Below are 18,315 nucleotides of genomic sequence, written 5' to 3'. Positions count from 1 at the left end.
CGTTCGTCCCAATCAATAAAATATCTGCATTACAGTAGCACTTTGTTGAGCACACGTTGCCAGTTGCCGCCCATAAAACGGTCGCGATCAGTAGCTTTAAAACGCGCCTTAGCTAAGGCATCGTCGATACGACTCATGCGCTCAATATGGTTAAGCTCAGGGATCACCACATGTCTTGGCTCTGCATCGAAACCAAGTACACCTTTTGCTCGCAAGCTATACCACCATTGCTGATATTCTTTAATACCTTGGGTATTGTCGTTATCCAGTGCTAATAGATTTTCTTGGCCACGCAGCGGGAAATCATTGGCGATTGCCACACAATCGACACCGCCAATGCGCGACACGTATTCTAGCTGACGAATATAATCGTCAATCGTAGGCACAGCATTATTGGTGAGCCAAAAACTCATCATAAATACACCAAATACGCCGCCGCTATCGCCAATGGCACGGATCACTGCATCGGGAGAACAGCGGGCATTGTTTACAATACCGCGCGCCGCGCCATGACTTTGTACAATTGGTGATTTCGTTATCTTAGCGACATCTAATGCGGTTTGGGCGCTGGAATGACTCACATCCACCAAGATGTTGGCGTGATTGAGTTTGGCGATAAGCTCGCGTCCGTGGGCGGTGAGCGGATTATTAAGCCCACCATTGGCGTTGCTATCTAACGCGCCTCCCGCAAAGGTATTGCCATAATGGTGGGTAAGTTGCAGTACACGCAGACCTTGTTGGTGGAACTCATCCACTCGCGCCCATTGGTTAGCGTCACTGTCTGCTTCGACGCAATCAGCCCCTTGGATTTGAAAGAATACCGCAGTGCGCTTACTATCGCGGGCGCGTTGAATATCTCGTCCCCTCAAGCCTTGCAGTAAAATATCAGGACTTGCGCTTACCCGTTTAGCGGCTTGCTGAATGCTTTCCATGCAGGCTTTATAGGTGCGTTTATAGTTTTGCGTGCCATCGGCTTGTTCTATGGTCTCAATGGCCGAAATATCGCAAACATAGGCATCGAGTTTAGAGGCGGTTACATCACTTAAGTCATCGGGAAGAAAAGATAGACCATCAACATATATCCGCCTTTGTTCGGCGGCAAAGCTAGGTAAACTGGCGAGTGGGCTTAACAGGGTTGCTGCACCAAAACCTTTAAGGAGAGTACGACGGTAGTGATTGACTGCCTTGATGGGCATGCTTGGTTCCTATCAATAACGCAAATGTATCTTCTTTATACCTTTTTGGGATGTAGAAGTCTTTGATTAAATCCCTTTGTTGGCCTTTGTCCCTGAGCTAGATAGGTGATAACTGGCGATTAGCAAGTCGCTTTATCTCTGGCTTATCGCTGTTAACTAACGCCCTTGCCTATGATTATCTCGTGGCTTCAACCATAGCGTTTGCCAGTGAGTTAAGGCCGTTGGTGCGCGATGGGCTGAGCTGGCCTTCTAGCCCTAATTGTTTGAAGTAAGCCGTAGGATCAAAAGCTTGGATCTCATCGCGGCTTTTACCATGGCAGGCGCCAAGTAATAATCCGATCAATCCTTTAACGATACGGGCGTCACTGTCGGCTAAATAATAGTGTTTGCCTGCTTGCTCTAGATGATAAATCCACGCATCACTTTCACAGCCTTTGACCTGCGCTGCATCTACGCGAAGCTCAGGGCTAAGGTTTGGTAAGTCTTTCCCTAGCAACATTATTTGACGATATCTTTCTTGCCAGTTAGGTGCCTTGGTAAAGCGCGTTAGCAAGGTTTCTGCACCTTGCACCGCATAGTGAAAATCTGCCTCGTTTGGTATCGGCATAATCGAGTCTGTCATTGCGCTACATCCTATCTTACTTATTTGAGCATCCTATACGTGGCATGCGGATTTACGGCTAAATACTGCTTTATAGTAGTAAATCTTTTACCGAGGCTAACGCGGCAATAAAGCGGTCGATATCGTCTTTATGAGTGTAAATACCGATAGAGGCGCGGCAACAGCCTTTAAGGTTCAAACTGTGCATTAATGGCATGGCGCAGTGGTGGCCGCAGCGTACGGCTATACCTTGTTGATCTAATAAAATGCCCACATCTTGATGATGTTCATCGGCAAGATTAAAGGCGACGACGCCAATATTGTCATCAAAGGCACCGTATAAGTGCACTTCACCGAGTGCGCGTAATTGGCATTGTAAATAGTTAAGCAGCTCGGTTTCATAGGCTTGAACTTGCTCCGTAAGCTCGGTTTGTAAAAAGGTAATGGCCGCACCTAAGCCAATTACTTCGGCAATTGGCGGTGTGCCCGCTTCTAAGCGGTTCGGTAGGCTACCAAATTCTGTTGCTTCAAAGCTCACGCGTTTAATCATCTCGCCGCCAGTTAATAATGGCGCGAGACTATCTAACACGTCAAAACGGCCGTAAAGCACGCCAACGCCCGTGGGACCGTACATTTTATGCCCCGAGAAGACGTAAAAATCACAATCGATCTCAGTCATATTCAGCGTTAAATGTGCAACTGCCTGCGCGCCATCAACTAAGGTGATGGCGCCTTGGGCTTTGGCTAACTGCACTAACTGAGCCACAGGATTGACAGTGCCTAGTGCGTTAGATACATGAGATAGGGCAACGATTTTAGGCTTAAGTGCTAACAAAGCTTGATAGGCATCGATATCTAAGCGGCAATGTTTATCTAGTGGAATCGGCTTAATCACTGCGCCTGTGCGTTTTGCCAGTTCTTGCCAAGGGACAATATTGGCGTGGTGCGCCGCCGAGTCGATTAAAATCACATCGCCTGCGGTTAATTGTGCGGTTAATCCAAAAGCAACTAAGTTGATTGATTCTGTCGTGCCGTGGGTGAAAATGATTTCTTCACGGTGTTTGGCCTTTAAAAAATGTTGTAATTGGTCGCGCACTTTTTCATAGCTTAGGGTTGCCCGCGCCGATAGCTGATGCGCCGCACGGTGCACATTAGCATTGTCGTTGGCGTAATATTGCGCCATCGCATCTAACACTATTTGTGGTTTTTGGCTGGTGGCCGCCGTGTCGAGATAACATAAGGGGTAGCCATCAAGCATCTGCTTTAAAACAGGAAATTGTGCACGGATGTTTGCGTTGTGGGGTGTTAGCAAGGCAGATTGAGTCATGGATGAGGCTAAGGCAATGAAAAAGGCAAATAGATCTTCTGTTATCTGCAATATGAATGCAAGTGTTAGCGAGGCTAGGGTGAGAAGCCAGAACGTGGGCAGAGCCGTTTATGATGCAGAGTAAATTTATAATAGATATAACATCTGGCAGTACAACCAGATGTCATATCAGCACTTAATGCTTACTCATGCCTATGGACAAGGCAATCTAAATTTCTCAGTCAGTTCGTTTAAGCGCACGAGCAACTCAGGCGATAGCATAATGTTGAGGCTGTCGATATTTTCTTTGAGTTGGTACAAATCTGTGGCACCGATAATGTTAGAGCCGACAAACTTACGTGAGTTAACAAAGGCTAATGCCATTTGTGCGGGCGTAAGCTTAAACTCGCGTGCTAAATCTACATAGGCTTTGGTGGCCTCAAGTGCCATTTGTGAGCCAGTGTAACGGGCGAAACGCTTAAATAAGGTGAGGCGAGCGCCTTCGGGCCATTGGTCATTGCAGTATTTGCCAGTTAAGGCACCAAAGGCCAGCGGCGAATAGGCGAGTAGTGGCAGGTCTTCACGGTGGCAGATTTCACTCATACCCACTTCAAAACTACGATTGAGCAAGTTATACGGATTTTGCACACTGACAATACGCGGTAAGCCGTGCTTTTCGGCGAGTTGCAGGTACTTCATCAACCCCCACGGAGTTTCGTTCGACACCCCGATATAACGCACTTTCCCTTGCCTGATAACTTCCGCTAGGGCTTCTAAGGTTTCGAGAATGGGCGTTTGCTGTTCATCATCTTGCTGTTCGTAAAATAGCTCACCAAAAAAGTTGGTATTACGATCTGGCCAATGGATTTGATAAAGATCGATCGTGTCTATTTGCAATCGCGCTAAAGATGCATCAACGGCTTGATGGATATTGTTCCAGTCCAGCGCCATATTTTTGCGAATATAATCACTTTTTCCGCCAGGTGCCGCAATTTTAGTGGCGATAACCAGATCGTCACGGTTGCCCCGAGCCTTAATATATTGGCCTAAAATCCGCTCTGTTTCCCCTTGGGTTTCTGGCTTTGGCGGTACAGGGTACATTTCCGCCGTGTCGATAAAGTTGATGCCATTGCCTATGGCGTAGTCCAGCTGTGCAAATGCTTCGGCTTGGTTATTTTGCTCGCCCCAAGTCATAGTGCCCAAACAAATTTTACTGACCTCGAGATTGGAATTCGGTATGCGTCTGTATTCCATCTACTTCTCCTACGGAAACTATCTTAGTTTGAGGCTACCAAGCTTTTACTGTAAAGCAAAGACTAAAACATTGGCTGAAAAAGTAATGCGCTAAAAATAACCAGCAAGCTTATCCCTTTTATCCTCGATTAAGAGGGTTAGTTGGTTGAAGTTTGTTCGTCAACGCACTGTTTCAACAGCTTTAGGACATTATTGCGCTCAAGCCTTGTTTTAGGGCTTATATCTCCAATATATGGTTTCGCTAAATCAGCCATAACGCATTAATTGATAAATGGTTATAAAACTACATTTACATGTTTAAGCGGGCATATATGCCGATCTACATCACGCATAATTGTAAATAGATGTATTTAACTTACGAATTGGCTACAGAGTGTGACGCCAATAGCGGAATTTCTGTTAATAAACCTATACCCTAAATGTATCTAAAAATTTTTATGGTTGATATTTGTGATGGCAGATTTTTCAAACCAAATTGTAACGATCAAAAAAGGTCTTAATTTACCCATAGCGGGCGAGCCTTTGCAGATCATTGAACCCAGCAATAGGCCATCTCTAGTGGCCATAATGGGTGAAGAATATATTGGCTTAAAACCGACGATGTTAGTTGAAGTGGGTGATAAGGTTCAAAAGGGCCAGCCATTATTTGAGGACAAAAAAACGCCAGGCGTACTCTATACTGCGCCAGCCAGTGGTGAAGTCGTGGCCATTAATCGGGGCGATCGCCGAGTGCTGCAATCTGTGGTGATCCGTTGTGATGGCTTAGACTCTCAACAGCAGATTAGATTTGATATTCACGCCGATGTCTCAGTGTTATCTAGAGAAGTGATTCAAAAGCAACTGCTAAATAGTGGCTTATGGACGGCTTTACGTACCCGCCCTTTTTCAAGGGTGCCGGCGGTAGATGCCATGCCTGCGGCTATTTTTGTTACCGCGATGGATACCAATCCCTTATGTGCTAATCCACGATTAATTATTGCCGAGCAAGCCGAGGCTTTTAAAGTGGGATTGCAAGTGCTGAGCCGTTTAACCGAAGGTAAAGTTTACCTGTGCCAGGATAAAGGTGAAGCCATTGTCAGCGAGTCATTGCCGCAACTTGAGGTGCGCCGTTTTGATGGTGTTCATCCAGCAGGTTTAGTCGGTACTCATATCCACTTTACTTTGCCCGTGAGTTTAGCGCGGCAGGTGTGGCATATCGGTTATCAAGACGTGATTGCCTACGGCAAATTATTCCAAACTGGCGAGTTGTATACTGACCGCGTTGTAGCCTTAGGTGGCCCTAGCGTGCTCAATCCCCGTCTTTTACGCACCCAGTTGGGCGCTGAGTTAAGTCCCTTAGTCGCCAATGAAATCAAACCCGGCAATCAGCGGGTGGTATCAGGCTCTGTGCTATCAGGCCATACCGCTAAAGATGTGCATGACTTTTTAGGCCGATTCCATAACCAAATCTCAGTATTAGCTGAAGATGCACACCATGAAATGTTGTCTTGGGTACGCAGTGGTACAGATAAGTTCTCTATCACCCGCGCCGTGACTTCACGTTTGTTTGGCGCAACTAAGCTGTTTGAGTTTACGACGCATCAAGGCGGTTCTGCGCGCGCCATGATGGCCTTTGGTCAGCTTGATCGCGTTATGCCTCTGGATATTTTACCCACCTTATTAGTACGAGACTTAGTCGTGCGTGACACCGATGAAGCGCAAGCTTTAGGGGCATTAGAGTTAGATGAAGAAGATCTGGCGCTGTGTACCTTTGTATGTCCCGGCAAATATGACTTTGGTAAAGAATTACGTGCCTGTCTAGATGTTATCGAGAGGGAAGGTTAATGACCAAACAAGTTAAAAAACCTGATTTACAGGAAGCCACTGATTTACAGCAAGCGACTGATTTACAACAAGCCACTGACTTACAACAAGAGTACTACGCCACCGGTAAGTCAATGAAGGGCTTTTTGCGCTCATTGGTCATCGCCAATGGCCGCAGTACTAAGGGTAAAGTGCATGTGCGTGACGCGATTGACGTAAAACGCACCATGACGCTAGTCGGTTTGTGTTTACTGCCCGCCATTTTATTCGGTCTATATAACATTGGCCTACAGGCTCAAGTCGCGCTAGCAAGTGGTTTAGCAACTCCCGACATCTGGAAATTGGCTATTTTTAATAGCTTGCTCGGTGGTCTTAGCCAAGACACTGGCGTACTGGGCTTATTTCTCTATGGCCTTAGCTTTTATCTGCCAATTTACCTCACTGCACTGCTCACTAGCTTGTTTTGGGAAGTGGTGTTTGCACGGGTACGTGGCCAAGAATTGCACGAAGGTTTCTTTGTAACAGCACTGCTGTTTACCTTGATTTTGTCGGTATCGACTCCGCTGTGGCTGGTCGCTATGGGAATTTCCTTTGGTGTGGTGGTGGCTAAAGAGCTGTTTGGCGGTATGGGGTATAACTTCCTCAACCCTGCATTGGCAGGTCTTGCCTTTATCTATTTTGCTTATCCGTCAGAAGTCGCCACGGTACAACAATTAGTCGCTGTCGATGGCTTTACTGGCGCAACGGCGTTGGCACAAACCGCCGCGGGTAAACTGAGCTTTGCTGATTATTCATGGTTTAGCGCCTTTAGTGACCCAAATTGGTTGAATAACTTTTTTGGCTTTACCGTGGGAGCGATTGGCGAAACTAGCACGCTGGCGATTTTACTCGGTGGATTGATGCTGCTTATCACTCGTTTAGCGGACTGGCGTATCGTTGTTGGCGTGATGCTGGGCATGATAGCAACGGCAACTATTTGTAATTACATTGGTTCTAGTAGCAATCAAATGATGCACATGCCGTGGACTTGGCATTTGGTGACAGGCGGTTTTGCGCTGGCGATGATGTTTATGGCTACCGATCCGGTGACGACCTCCTATACCCGCCAAGGTAAATTTGCCTATGGTGCCTTGATTGGTTTTATGACTGTACTCATCCGTGTGGCAAATCCAAAAATGGCAGAGGGAGTCATGTTAGCGATTTTGTTCGCTAACCTTTGGGCGCCGTTGTTCGATTATTTGGTGGCCCGCGCCAACATCAAACGGAGAATTAAACGTCATGGAATTTAAAAAAGATACTGTGGCGGGGACTATGGTCTTCACCATTACGCTTTGTTTGTTGTGCTCTTTTATGATTACAGGCACCGCTGGCATATTAAAAGAACGTAAAGTGGCTAAAAAGCGCGACGAAGTACAACGTTATGTGCTGATGGCCGCCGATGTAGATTTAGGTCAGGGCAATGAGTTTAGGGAGATTTTCGCTAAATCCGTTCAGCCCTTATTGATCAACCTAGACACAGGTAATGTGGACTCAGACGCTAACGTACTCGATTTTGATGAGCGTATGGCGGCGATTAATCCTGAGACATCAAGTACACCTAAAAAAGATATCGCCAAGATTAAAACCCGTGCGAACGATGCCCGTGTGTTTAAAGTATTAGATGCCAACGGCAAGTTAACCAGCGTGGTGGTGCCTTTTTATGGCAAAGGTTTGTGGTCTATGATCTACGGCTATGTGGCGGTTGAACCCGATTTCAACACCATTAAAGGGCTAGTCGTTTACGAGCACGGCGAAACCCCAGGTATCGGCGATTTTTTAACGGATCCTAAGTGGATGTCACTGTGGAAAGGTAAACAATTGTTTGATGAAAAAGGTAAGTTTTCGATACGTCTTGTGAAAGGCGGCGCTAAACAAGGCGATGTTCACGGTGTGGATGCGGTGAGTGGCGCAACCATGACAGGTCGCGGCGTGCAGCGGGCAATGGAGTTTTGGTTTGGCGTGGAAGGGTTTCAAACCTTTTTCAACCAGCTGAAAGCGACGGCCGCGCAGGGTGAATTGCAAGGTGAGTTGGGAGAGGCAAAATGAGTAACACTTTATCCATGCGTGACATGCTAACCGGGCCAGTGTTTGCCAATAACCCCGTTGCGATGCAAGTGCTGGGCGTGTGCTCGGCACTGGCGGTCAGTAACTCAATGCAAACCGCAGTGGTCATGACACTGGCGGTAACCTTTGTGTTGGTGTTTTCTAACCTAATTATCTCCGCTATCCGTAACTTTATCCCTAACAGTGTGCGTATTATCGCGCAGATGACCGTTATCGCCTCTTTGGTGATTATCGTCGATATGGTATTGCAGGATGTGGCTTATGAGCTATCAAAGCAACTATCTGTATTTGTAGGATTAATTATTACCAACTGTATCATCATGGGCCGAGCAGAAGCCTTCGCGATGAAATATCCACCGCATTTAGCGGTTGTCGATGCGCTCGGTAATGCCACCGGTTATGGCTTGATTTTGATAAGTGTGGCCTTTGTGCGTGAGCTACTAGGTACCGGTAATTTGTTTGGTCATCCGATATTTACCACCATTGAAAACGGCGGCTGGTATTTACCCAACGAGATGTTCAAGCTACCACCGAGCGCCTTCTTCCTGATCGGTGTGTTGATTTGGACCATCAATGTGATCCAGCGGAAACGGGGTTAAGGAGCTGATATGGAACACTATATAAATCTATTTTTGCAGGCCACATTTATCGACAATATGGCGCTGTCGTTTTTTTTAGGCATGTGTACCTTCTTGGCCGTGTCTAAAAAGGTGTCTACCGCCTTTGGTTTAGGCGTCGCCGTGATTGTGGTAATGACCTTAGCTGTGCCGTTAAATCAGCTGATTTACGTCAAAGTGCTTGCGCCCGGTGCATTGTCTTGGGCGGGTTTACCCGGTATCGATTTAAGCTACCTGCAATTGATCACTTTTATCGGTGTGATTGCGGCGTTAGTGCAAATCCTGGAAATGTTTTTAGATAAATACATTCCTAGCCTGTATGACTCCCTCGGGATTTTCCTGCCTTTACTCACAGTAAACTGCGCGATTTTTGCTGGAGTGATTTTTATGGCTAACCGTGACTACAACTTCGGTGAGTCAGTGGTGTTTGCTATGGGCTCGGGTGTCGGCTGGGCGGTAGCGATTGTGCTGCTGGCGGGACTGCGCGAAAGAATGAAATTCAATGCGATTCCTGAGGGTTTACAGGGTATTGGTATTACCTTTATCACCACAGGTTTAATGGCGCTGGGCTTTATGTCTTTCTCTGGGATCTCGTTGTAAAGAGCTGCAGGCGAACCATTAGCTGAGAAAGCGTAACCGCATTCTTTTTAGAAAGAGCTAGAAAAGGGTAATACGATGGAAATGGCAATTGGCATAGGCATGTTTACGCTTGTAGTGTGTCTGTTGGTGATAGTGATTCTACTCGCCAAAAAACAATTAGTGACAACGGGTGAAGTCACTATCGGCATTAATGACGACGCTGAAAAAAGCATTAAAGTTGCGGCGGGTGACAAGTTGCTCGGCGCGTTAGCAAGCCAGAGTATTTTTATTCCGTCAGCCTGTGGTGGCGGCGGAACCTGTGGCCAGTGCCGCGTGACCATTAAATCGGGCGGCGGGGATATTCTGCCGACCGAAATGGGTCATATCACCAAGAAAGAAGCCAAAGAAGGTTGTCGTCTCGCTTGCCAAGTATCGGTGAAAACCGATATGGAGCTAGAGATCGACGAAGAAATTTTCGGGGTGAAAAAGTGGCCATGTAAAGTGATCTCTAACGATAACAAAGCAACGTTTATCAAAGAGTTATTACTCGAATTACCCGAAGGCGAAGATGTTCGCTTTAAAGCGGGTGGCTATATTCAAATTGAAGCGCCAGCCCATGTGGTGAAATACGCTGATTTTGATATTCCAACAAAATACCGTGGCGATTGGGATAAATACGGTTTATTTGACCTAGTATCAACGGTCAACGAAGAAGTGTTGCGCGCTTATTCTATGGCGAACTATCCCGATGAAAAGGGCCGCATTATGCTGAACGTGCGCATTGCAACGCCGCCATCGCCCAATGTACCGCCGGGTAAAATGTCATCTTATATCTTCAGTCTGAAAGCGGGCGATACCGTGATCATCTCCGGACCATTTGGTGAGTTCTTTGTAAAAGAGACCGATGCTGAAATGGTGTTTATCGGCGGCGGTGCGGGTATGGCGCCTATGCGGTCACATATATTCGATCAGCTTAAGAGCAAAAAAACCACTCGAAAAATGAGCTTCTGGTACGGCGCCCGTTCAACCCGTGAAGTGTTTTACCAAGCAGATTTTGACGCTCTAGCGGCTGAGAATGAAAACTTCGTTTGGCATGTGGCGTTATCTGAGCCATTGCCTGAAGATAATTGGACTGGCTACACCGGCTTTATTCATAATGTGATTTATGAGAATTATCTTAAAAATCATAAGGCACCAGAAGATTGTGAGTACTACATGTGTGGTCCTCCAATCATGAACTCCTCAGTGATTAAAATGCTTGAAAGCTTAGGTGTTGAACCAGAAAACATCCTACTCGATGACTTTGGCGATTAGGTTGTAAGTGAGTAATAAAAAATCGCGTTAGGCCCAGCTTAACGCGATTTTTGTTTATAGCATTGCCGCGAATGACCACTTTATAGCAATAATCTTATTACTCTAATCTCCTTATAAACCTGAAAGATTGTTATACATAATTGAACACCAAGACAATTTAATATTGGGTCGCCATGTTTTCGTTGCCGAAAAAATTGCCGATATGACCTGCCCCAGTAAAGCGCCACCTTGGTGGGGCATGTGATTCGCAAAGGCTGCGCCAGTGGCCTTGCGCCTATCTTTGCCTTAAGGCAACGACTAGCTGAATCCGATAAAACTGCCTTAGGTAACGCGACCATTATCAGCTATGGTTGCTTAAGCTGCGCCGCTGACCATAAAAATGGACATAAGCCGTCGTGTACTAGCTAAGCTGGTGCTGTTGGATTATGGAAATGAAGGATATGAACACTAATCAGGTTGGCAAATGGAATATAAAAAATGTGAATGTTGAGTTTGTTGATTTGATTTAGATGTTGCAAGAAGAAAACCCACTGAATATTATGGGAAAAAATTTAGAGGACTTTTATGAGTATCAAAGGATTGTGGGATTATTTGCCATTTAAGTTGACACTTTGTTTTGGCGCGGTACTTGCGTTCATTTGTTCTGTAATAATTTTAACAGAAGATGTATTTACTAAAAATATCCACTTCTGTGGAGCAAGTGACTGTTTTGATAGGTTCATTGACTTATTTGCTTTACCTATAGATATTGTGAAAGCTACTGCAGCTTTGCTTGCGATTGTTGCACTTGTGCATAAGAGTGAGGAAACGCAAGAGCAAATCCGAATAACTACAATGCAAAATAAATATTCAAACTTTTACAGCCATAGGAAAACTATCAAAGAAGAATTGAATGAAAAACTTAATCTAAATAATTTGCTTGTGCTGAGTGATTTTAACAGATTTTATCGTGTTTTTTTCCTAAAAATACTCCTGAGAATTTTAATTTTAAGGCTGATGAGGCTGTTTTGCCTGAAATGTATAAAAGTTTTATTACCTCACTTTTTGAAAAAAGTGCTTTTCAGGAAGTGTATAAAAATACAGTTGAAACTGGTGAATACTTTCACCTTAGTAAAGTTATTTTTGAATATCAAATAGAAGCAATTAAATTCATTGGCGATGAACTTAAAAAACTGTTCCCTAAATTAGGGTTGGAGTGCAAGTTTGAATTTACATTAATTGATTTGAAGCCTTATAGAATAAAACATGATTGCATGAGTCATAGTTCCTTTGAATTAATCCCAGATTTTTTAGTGATAAATAACTTCAGTATGGACGAGTTGTTTAAAGAGATTGATGTATTAAATAAAATGATATTCGATGTTTTATATATTAAAGACAATATCAAGTTGATAGATTTAGGAGATGCGTTATTTCCGCTGAGTAAACCATGGTTTAATTGGACAATTCAGTCGTTACAAGTTCAGATTGGCCGTATAAAAGATGCTCAAAACAATTAACGTACCCGTTAACGGGTATACTTTTCTCCGTCCAAAATTCCCTGAGTGTACTTAGCCAACGCTGTGAAGCGTAGGCACGTTAACCCGCGGAAAACCATGCTTAAAAAATACCTGCCTTTTGTGGAGATGGGAAGGATGTGACAGGCACAACTCTATGCAGGATTTACAGTCTACACAGAGACTACAGAAGTTCCTCTTCCCCTCGGAGTTGCCGCAGGGCATTTGCGTTTGTTGCGTGAGCGAGGCATGGATGCCGAGATAGCGTCAGTCGAATCAGGGACGAGCGTCTGACGCGATAGCATAAGGACGCTTAATGCCTAAGGAGCTTTCAACTCCGTTAGGGGCGTCTTGGAGAATCCAAGGAGGATAGGACGAGCAGTCCTCCTTGGTCGGGTGTGGGGTGAAGCCCCACGACTTTGATTCACCTCGGCCGAAAGGCCGCAATCGAAAGATGGGACATGCATAACTTCTAGGTCGAATTGTAATGGGATCCTTTCACATCAATTTTTCTATAGGCAAAGCTTTACTTGGCCAATTTCCCTTTTGAGCTGTGAAACCCATTTTTGGGCAATAGTTTTTTAGCTAAACTAACAGTTAGAGGGTTGATAAGGATTGGCATTGTTGCAGCAGTGACCGCTGACGATATGGTTGTTCATTCGCTCAATGTGATCGCAACATTCGTACATCTATGTGCAGCAGATGGCGTCGAGCCTATAGGGATGCTTCTTATTAAATCAAAAGATGGCGTGTCACAGGAAAAATAATAGCAATGAAAATAGTGCAATTGAGAAAGTAACTAGCTTTGGGACTAAAGCATCTAGGACAATAGATCTATATTGCTTACGTTTGAGTCGCTTGTGAGGCACGGCTTACAGGGGCAAACGAAACCATACTTATTCTTGGTCTGGCGGTGAGCCTGTATCACATTTCTTGCAGTTCAATTTAAAGCCAAGCATACCCGTCCTTCCGTTTTGTGATATTACCCATGGTCTTACTGACCACGGAGGGTTGTGGCGTACATGCTGAAAGTGACCGCAACTTAATTTCGCCACCCAATGATTCTCTGTATCAAGATGGAAACCTATTATCGGTTGTTCCAAAAAACACCTAGCCTTATTTTTAACTATATGTATTAACTGTAATTTATCATTTCTCTATCGTTTTTTATACACAAAAATCATCAGGAATGTACAAATATATTGATTTATAAATGTTAAAAAGTAAGTAGTTAACATGCTAGCGCATAAGTGGTCGTTAGGATTGGCATTGTTGCCCTAAATAACGGTTAACGATATAGATTTTATCATCGTGCTTATTAAGGGGGATGCTAATAAAACTAAAGTGCGTCAAATTAGTGGGGATCAATGGTAGTCATTATTGTTCCCCTTGACGCTTGCATCGATTGATTCCTACACGCCTTCCTGTAACACCGCTGCATGTTCTATTGATTAAGCTCTAGCAACATCGGTATTTCACAGGCATCGTGGCCTGTGTTACCTAGCGGTGCTGATAAATGCACAAAGCCCAATTTCTCATAGAGTTTTACCGCTTCATTTAGTACCGCTGTAGTTTCTAAATAACAGCCTTGATAACCCGTTTCGCGGGCAAAATCGAGTGCCATTAACGCTAAGCGTGTCGCGAGTCCTTTGCCGCGAATTTCGGGCATAAAGTACATTTTTTGCAGTTCACAAATGCCATCATTGTTGGCTAAAGGCGCAATGCCAGCACCACCTAAAATGCGGCCTTCTAATTCGATAATCCAATAGTTGGCGCCCGCTTGGGAGTAAATCTGGCTGAGGCAATCTAAGGTTGGGTCTGCCACGCCATAGCCTTTATCTGCGGTTAAACCGTATTCAGCAGAAACATCGCGGATGACTTTGGCGATTGCGGCATCATCTTGGGCTGTGGCTTGGCGAATCTGACAACCACTTTGCTGCTTGGCGTTATGTACGGCTTGGTTATATAACATAAGAGCTTCTTCTATTTGTGAGGTTTGTGCAGAGGTTAGTTGGGCTAAAATTTCTTGAAATAATTGATTTTGCTGCGTATCTAATTTTACGAGTAATTTTTTACCCGCTGGCGTGAGTTGCACCACTAAGCAGCGGTTATCCCGTGGGTGAATTTGACTGTGGGCAAGATTTTTATCAACCAGATGTTTAATCGCTCGACTGGCGTTGGACTTATCGATGCTGAGTTTGCAGGCCAGCTCTTTGATGGTTAATGGCTGCTTACCTAGCTCAAATAAAGTATGTGCTTGCACGGGCGAGAGAGGCAAGTCTCCAAAGGCGGCGTTGAGCATGCCTAAATTTCTCACCAGATAGCGAGATAAGTGCCTGAGCTCTGTGGATGAGTCTGGCTCAGCCGTTTGCCTAGTTTGAGGCGTTGGCTTAACTTGCGTCGCCATTATTGCAGAGCCTTGAGTCGATACTGCATTTGTTAGCGCCATAGCTGAATAGGTTTGGTTGTAGGTCACAACTAAGTTAGCGGGCTTCAACTGCGCTTGCAACATGTGACTAACAAGTTTGTGCGTAAATATCGGGATTTAGCAGTGGCGCCATGGCGAGAATTATCGCTTGAGTGTAATTGCTTTCACGGGTTGCATGCCCGTGGGTGAGTAAACCAATAGCGCCACCTTTCTGCTTGATATTGATGGTGTTAAATAACCTATCCATCACATGCCCGAGTTCTTCACCTGCTTCTAATGCGCGATAAACCTGCATTGGCAGCGGCAAAATTGCGCTACGGCCAATGGCGAGTTGGTCTTTATGACCAATAGCGATGTAGGCGAAAGTGGCTGGACCAAAGTCAAAGTTATCAACGCCACCTTCCATGGCAAAGTAGTAATCAGCCTTGGTTGCTTGCGTGTCTTGTTGTTGACAATAGTGCACCCGATTAATCGCGCCTTGGCGAGTTTCACTATCCGTCATTGGCTGCGCCGCTACGCCTGAAGGCGCATCCATACCCTTTACTTCGATAATGCTATCGGGGAACAGTTGCGCCATCGCCGTCGTTGCTGCATTGATTTTAACTGGGTTTTTAGAGCCCACTTTTATGTTAATTATTTTTCGCTGCACACTTTGTTTCATATATGTTGCTTATTTTGGTTATTAATGTGGACGCTCGTTTGAATCATTGCTTAAATGGTCTGAGGTGTCTAAGCGTTTGGGTTTTCTATTTTGCCACAGTCTTTGGTGAAGCTCAGTAAAAAAGCCAACAGTAGGGGAGGCAAAATAGCCAGCTTAGGCACTAGGAAGCGACATGCAACTATTGCTCCTTCAGTCATTTGTCTGGACAGGCAGTAAGGCAATGTCATTGAAGGAATCAAAACCAAGAGATAATAATAATGAAATTCAACAAACTCATGATCGCAATGGGAATGGCCTGCGGTGTCATACTCGCAGGTTGTAACGATAGCGACGATAGCTCTACGCCTACCGAACCTGAAACCCAATTACAAACTTTTGCGCCTAATGGTTTACTCAAAGCCAGTATTCGCCGTACTACCTACGGTGTGCCGCATATCCAAGCCGATAACTTAGAAAGCCTAGGTTTTGGTAGCGGTTATGCACAAGCGCAAGATAATTTATGTGTGTTAGCCGATGGCTTTATTAAAGCTAACTCGCAGCGCTCTATGTATTTTGGCCCCCATGCGTCAATTGATTTTACGACCGGTCTACCCACGGCTGAAGATAACGGCAACTTGATTTCAGACTTTGCCTATAAAGCATTAAAAATCAGGGCACAAGCCGAAGAAAAATGGCCTAGTTTTAGTGAAAATTCACGGGCATTAATCCAAGGTTTTACCTCTGGTTATAACCAATATCTTGCAGATGTCGAAGCGGGCAAACAAACGGCTGAACCTTTTTGTGGTGGTCAGCCTTGGGTGAAAGCCATAGCACCAGAGGATGTGGTCACCTATCTGTTTTCTATCGCGTTATTACCGGGCGCGGCTAATTTTCTCGATTTGATTTTCTACGCTAACCCAGGGGATGCGCAGGAATATATGCCGCGTATTGTTGGGCCTGCGCCAAGCCAAGACCAAACGGCATTTGTTGCCGATATGCAATCTAAGTTGATTGCCCGCGTGGCTCGTATTACTACGCCAGAGACCAATCCTGGTGAGTTAGGCTCCAACGGTTGGGGGTTAGGTAAAGATAAAACTGAAAATGGTAAAGGTATGGTGCTGGGTAATCCGCACTTCCCGCATACGGGCAACCTGCGTTTTTGGCAGTCGCATATCACTATTCCTGGGCATTTAGACATGATGGGTGGCTCGCTAGTCGGTATGCCTGGACCGATTAATATCGGCTTTAATAAAGACTTAGCTTGGACGCATACCTTTTCAACTGCTGAACATTTTGTGATATATAACCTTGAGTTAGTCTCAGGCGATCGGATGCAATATCTGTTTGATGGTAAACCGTTGCCGATCACCAAAGAGACAGTATCGATTTTAGTTAATGGCGGCCCAGCGGGCATGCTGGTGGCTGAGAAGGATATTTATACCACAGCCAAAGGCCCTATGGTCGAAGCACCCGCTGCGTTAGCGCCATTTGGTTGGGATGATGGCGGCGCCTTTATGCTCCAAGATGCCAATATGGGCAATATGGATCCGGTTGACCATTGGCTAGCAATGGATATGGCGACCAATAAAGAAGAGTTTCAACAAGCCTTTAAAGATTACGACGGGGTTATTTTTAATAACACTATGTATGCCGATAAAGAGGGTAATGCCTTCTATATTGACGATTCTACTGTGCCGGGATTGTCAGAAGCGGCGGTAGTGTTACTCAAAACCTCGCCAGACATTAAGGCGGCAAAAGAGAAAGCAGGCTTTACGATTTTACCCGGTAATACCTCGCTGTTCAGTTTCGATGGCCCAACACCCTATGAGCGTGCGCCCAAACTTGAACGCACTGACTTTGTGCAAAACTCTAATGATTCATTCTGGTCAACAAACTTAAATGAACCACTCACTTATTTCTCGCCCATGTATGGTGTAGAAGCGGGGCAGTTATCACTGCGTACACGTATGGGGCTGAGCTTAATGCAAGATGCCGCTGGTGCAGATGGCAAGTTTAGTTTGGAAGAGCTTGAAGCAGCGGTGTTATCTAATCGCAGTTATTTAGCTGAGCTAGTGCTGCCTGATTTGATTGCCCAGTGTGATGCCCAAGGCAGCACACCTGTGGTGGTGTCAGCGAGTTTATCAAAAGATGTCACTTCGGCTTGTGCAGCGTTAAAAGCATGGAATGGTAAGCAAGATAACGACAGCAAAGGCGGCGTCTTAGTGCGTGAGTTTGCTCACCAGTTTAGCCAAACGACGATGTTGACCCAAGGGTTTGATCCCGCTAATGCGGCCACAACTCCTAAAACGTTAACTGCCGATGGCAGTGCATTAGTCGCCTTGGCTTACGGTGCACTTAACCTTGAGGCGGCAGGCTTTGCCTTAGATGCACCATTAGGTGATGTGCAGTTTGTGGAAAAATCTCTGCCCGATGGAACGCCAAGTGGAACACGTTTACCTTGGCCGGGTAGCCATAATACTGAAGGTGGCTTTAACGTGTTCTCGACCAGTTTGTCGGGCGATGACACTTTGATCCCGCAGCACAAATACGCACCAGTTATGGATGTGGTCACGGGTAAGGCGATGAGCTCTGGTTTAACCGCGAAGGGATATCAAGTCCGTTACGGTTCGAGCTGGATGATGGCGGTGCATTTTACCGACGAGGGGCCAGTAGCGCGGGGGATTTTAACTTACTCTGAGTCGAGTAATATCTTAACTCCAGCTTTTGCCGATCAAAGTATCTTGTACTCGACTGAAAAAAGCTTCAGGCCGCTGTTGTTTAAAGAGGCGGATATCGCCCCTGCAGTGTTATCAACAACGGAGTTGAGTTTACAGAAACCTTAAACTCGATAGATTTAACTGCTCACCGTTTATTATTAATGGCTCACCGTGAAGTTTAATTCGCGCTGAGCCATTTTTTATGCAGGGTAAAAACTGATAGTTATTTGTAAAAATTTAACATTGCCAACAGTGATCCGG

General features: G+C 45.3%; 16 protein-coding genes. 9 read left to right on the top strand and 7 right to left on the bottom strand.

From position 1 onward, the window contains the following. Positions 1-29: 29 nt before the first annotated feature. From BW947_RS06295 to BW947_RS06280, 4 genes are all read right to left on the bottom strand, one after another. Positions 30-1,196 carry a membrane dipeptidase gene (locus BW947_RS06295; RefSeq protein ID WP_076497643.1) on the bottom strand — a complete coding sequence of 389 codons (1,167 nt, stop codon included), beginning with the start codon at positions 1,194-1,196 and terminating at the stop codon, positions 30-32. A gap of 175 nt (positions 1,197-1,371) precedes the next feature. Beyond that, positions 1,372-1,818, bottom strand: coding sequence for a SufE family protein (locus BW947_RS06290; RefSeq protein WP_076497641.1), 447 nt, complete (start codon positions 1,816-1,818; stop codon positions 1,372-1,374). Positions 1,819-1,888: 70 nt separating this feature from the next. Then, positions 1,889-3,124 carry a cysteine desulfurase gene (locus BW947_RS06285; RefSeq protein WP_076497639.1) on the bottom strand — a complete coding sequence of 412 codons (1,236 nt, stop codon included), beginning with the start codon at positions 3,122-3,124 and terminating at the stop codon, positions 1,889-1,891. A 192-nt stretch (positions 3,125-3,316) separates the two neighbouring features. After that, the gene (locus BW947_RS06280) at positions 3,317-4,357 is read right to left on the bottom strand and encodes an NADP(H)-dependent aldo-keto reductase (protein ID WP_076497637.1); all 1,041 of its coding nucleotides are present in this window, start codon (positions 4,355-4,357) and stop codon (positions 3,317-3,319) included. 453 nt (positions 4,358-4,810) lie between these two features. Between BW947_RS06280 and BW947_RS06275 the strand changes: the two genes are divergently transcribed. From BW947_RS06275 to BW947_RS06245, 8 genes are all read left to right on the top strand, one after another. After that, positions 4,811-6,181, top strand: coding sequence for a Na(+)-translocating NADH-quinone reductase subunit A (locus tag BW947_RS06275; RefSeq protein WP_076497635.1), 1,371 nt, complete (start codon positions 4,811-4,813; stop codon positions 6,179-6,181). Further along, entirely contained in the window at positions 6,181-7,449 is a 1,269-nt protein-coding gene (locus BW947_RS06270) for an NADH:ubiquinone reductase (Na(+)-transporting) subunit B (RefSeq protein WP_076497633.1), read from the top strand. Before BW947_RS06275 ends, BW947_RS06270 begins: the two co-directional genes overlap by 1 nt. After that, positions 7,439-8,245, top strand: a complete 807-nt coding sequence (locus tag BW947_RS06265; RefSeq protein ID WP_076497631.1) for a Na(+)-translocating NADH-quinone reductase subunit C — start codon at positions 7,439-7,441, stop codon at positions 8,243-8,245. Before BW947_RS06270 ends, BW947_RS06265 begins: the two co-directional genes overlap by 11 nt. Then, a complete protein-coding gene (locus BW947_RS06260; protein ID WP_076497629.1) occupies positions 8,242-8,862 on the top strand; it encodes an NADH:ubiquinone reductase (Na(+)-transporting) subunit D in 621 nt (206 codons plus the stop codon). Before BW947_RS06265 ends, BW947_RS06260 begins: the two co-directional genes overlap by 4 nt. Before the next feature lie 9 nt (positions 8,863-8,871). Next, positions 8,872-9,480, top strand: a complete 609-nt coding sequence (gene nqrE / locus BW947_RS06255) for an NADH:ubiquinone reductase (Na(+)-transporting) subunit E (RefSeq protein WP_076497627.1) — start codon at positions 8,872-8,874, stop codon at positions 9,478-9,480. 75 nt (positions 9,481-9,555) lie between these two features. Continuing rightward, positions 9,556-10,773 (top strand): NADH:ubiquinone reductase (Na(+)-transporting) subunit F, encoded by a 1,218-nt coding sequence (nqrF, locus tag BW947_RS06250; RefSeq protein WP_076497625.1) that lies wholly within the window; start codon positions 9,556-9,558, stop codon positions 10,771-10,773. Between the two features lie 231 nt (positions 10,774-11,004). Next, a complete protein-coding gene (locus tag BW947_RS18695; RefSeq protein WP_159436979.1) occupies positions 11,005-11,181 on the top strand; it encodes a hypothetical protein in 177 nt (58 codons plus the stop codon). A gap of 599 nt (positions 11,182-11,780) precedes the next feature. Continuing rightward, positions 11,781-12,272, top strand: coding sequence for a hypothetical protein (locus tag BW947_RS06245; protein ID WP_143562211.1), 492 nt, complete (start codon positions 11,781-11,783; stop codon positions 12,270-12,272). Positions 12,273-13,165: 893 nt separating this feature from the next. Here BW947_RS06245 and BW947_RS06230 read toward each other — a convergent pair. From BW947_RS06230 to yjjX, 3 genes are all read right to left on the bottom strand, one after another. After that, on the bottom strand, positions 13,166-13,372 hold the full coding sequence (locus tag BW947_RS06230; RefSeq protein WP_076497618.1) for a DUF3565 domain-containing protein: 207 nt from the start codon (positions 13,370-13,372) through the stop codon (positions 13,166-13,168). 341 nt (positions 13,373-13,713) lie between these two features. After that, positions 13,714-14,781 (bottom strand): bifunctional helix-turn-helix transcriptional regulator/GNAT family N-acetyltransferase, encoded by a 1,068-nt coding sequence (locus BW947_RS06225; RefSeq protein WP_083948150.1) that lies wholly within the window; start codon positions 14,779-14,781, stop codon positions 13,714-13,716. A 4-nt stretch (positions 14,782-14,785) separates the two neighbouring features. After that, positions 14,786-15,346: an inosine/xanthosine triphosphatase gene (gene yjjX, locus BW947_RS06220; RefSeq protein ID WP_076498038.1), complete on the bottom strand. Its 561-nt coding sequence runs from the start codon at positions 15,344-15,346 to the stop codon at positions 14,786-14,788. A gap of 269 nt (positions 15,347-15,615) precedes the next feature. Here yjjX and BW947_RS06215 point away from each other — a divergent pair, with 269 nt between their 5' ends. Further along, entirely contained in the window at positions 15,616-18,180 is a 2,565-nt protein-coding gene (locus tag BW947_RS06215) for an acylase (RefSeq protein ID WP_076497616.1), read from the top strand. Positions 18,181-18,315 lie beyond the last annotated feature (135 nt).

This window comes from Shewanella morhuae, assembly GCF_900156405.1.
Taxonomy (GTDB): domain Bacteria; phylum Pseudomonadota; class Gammaproteobacteria; order Enterobacterales; family Shewanellaceae; genus Shewanella; species Shewanella morhuae.
Note: the sequence above shows the minus strand (reverse complement) of the source record. Positions and strands in the feature narration are given on the sequence as shown.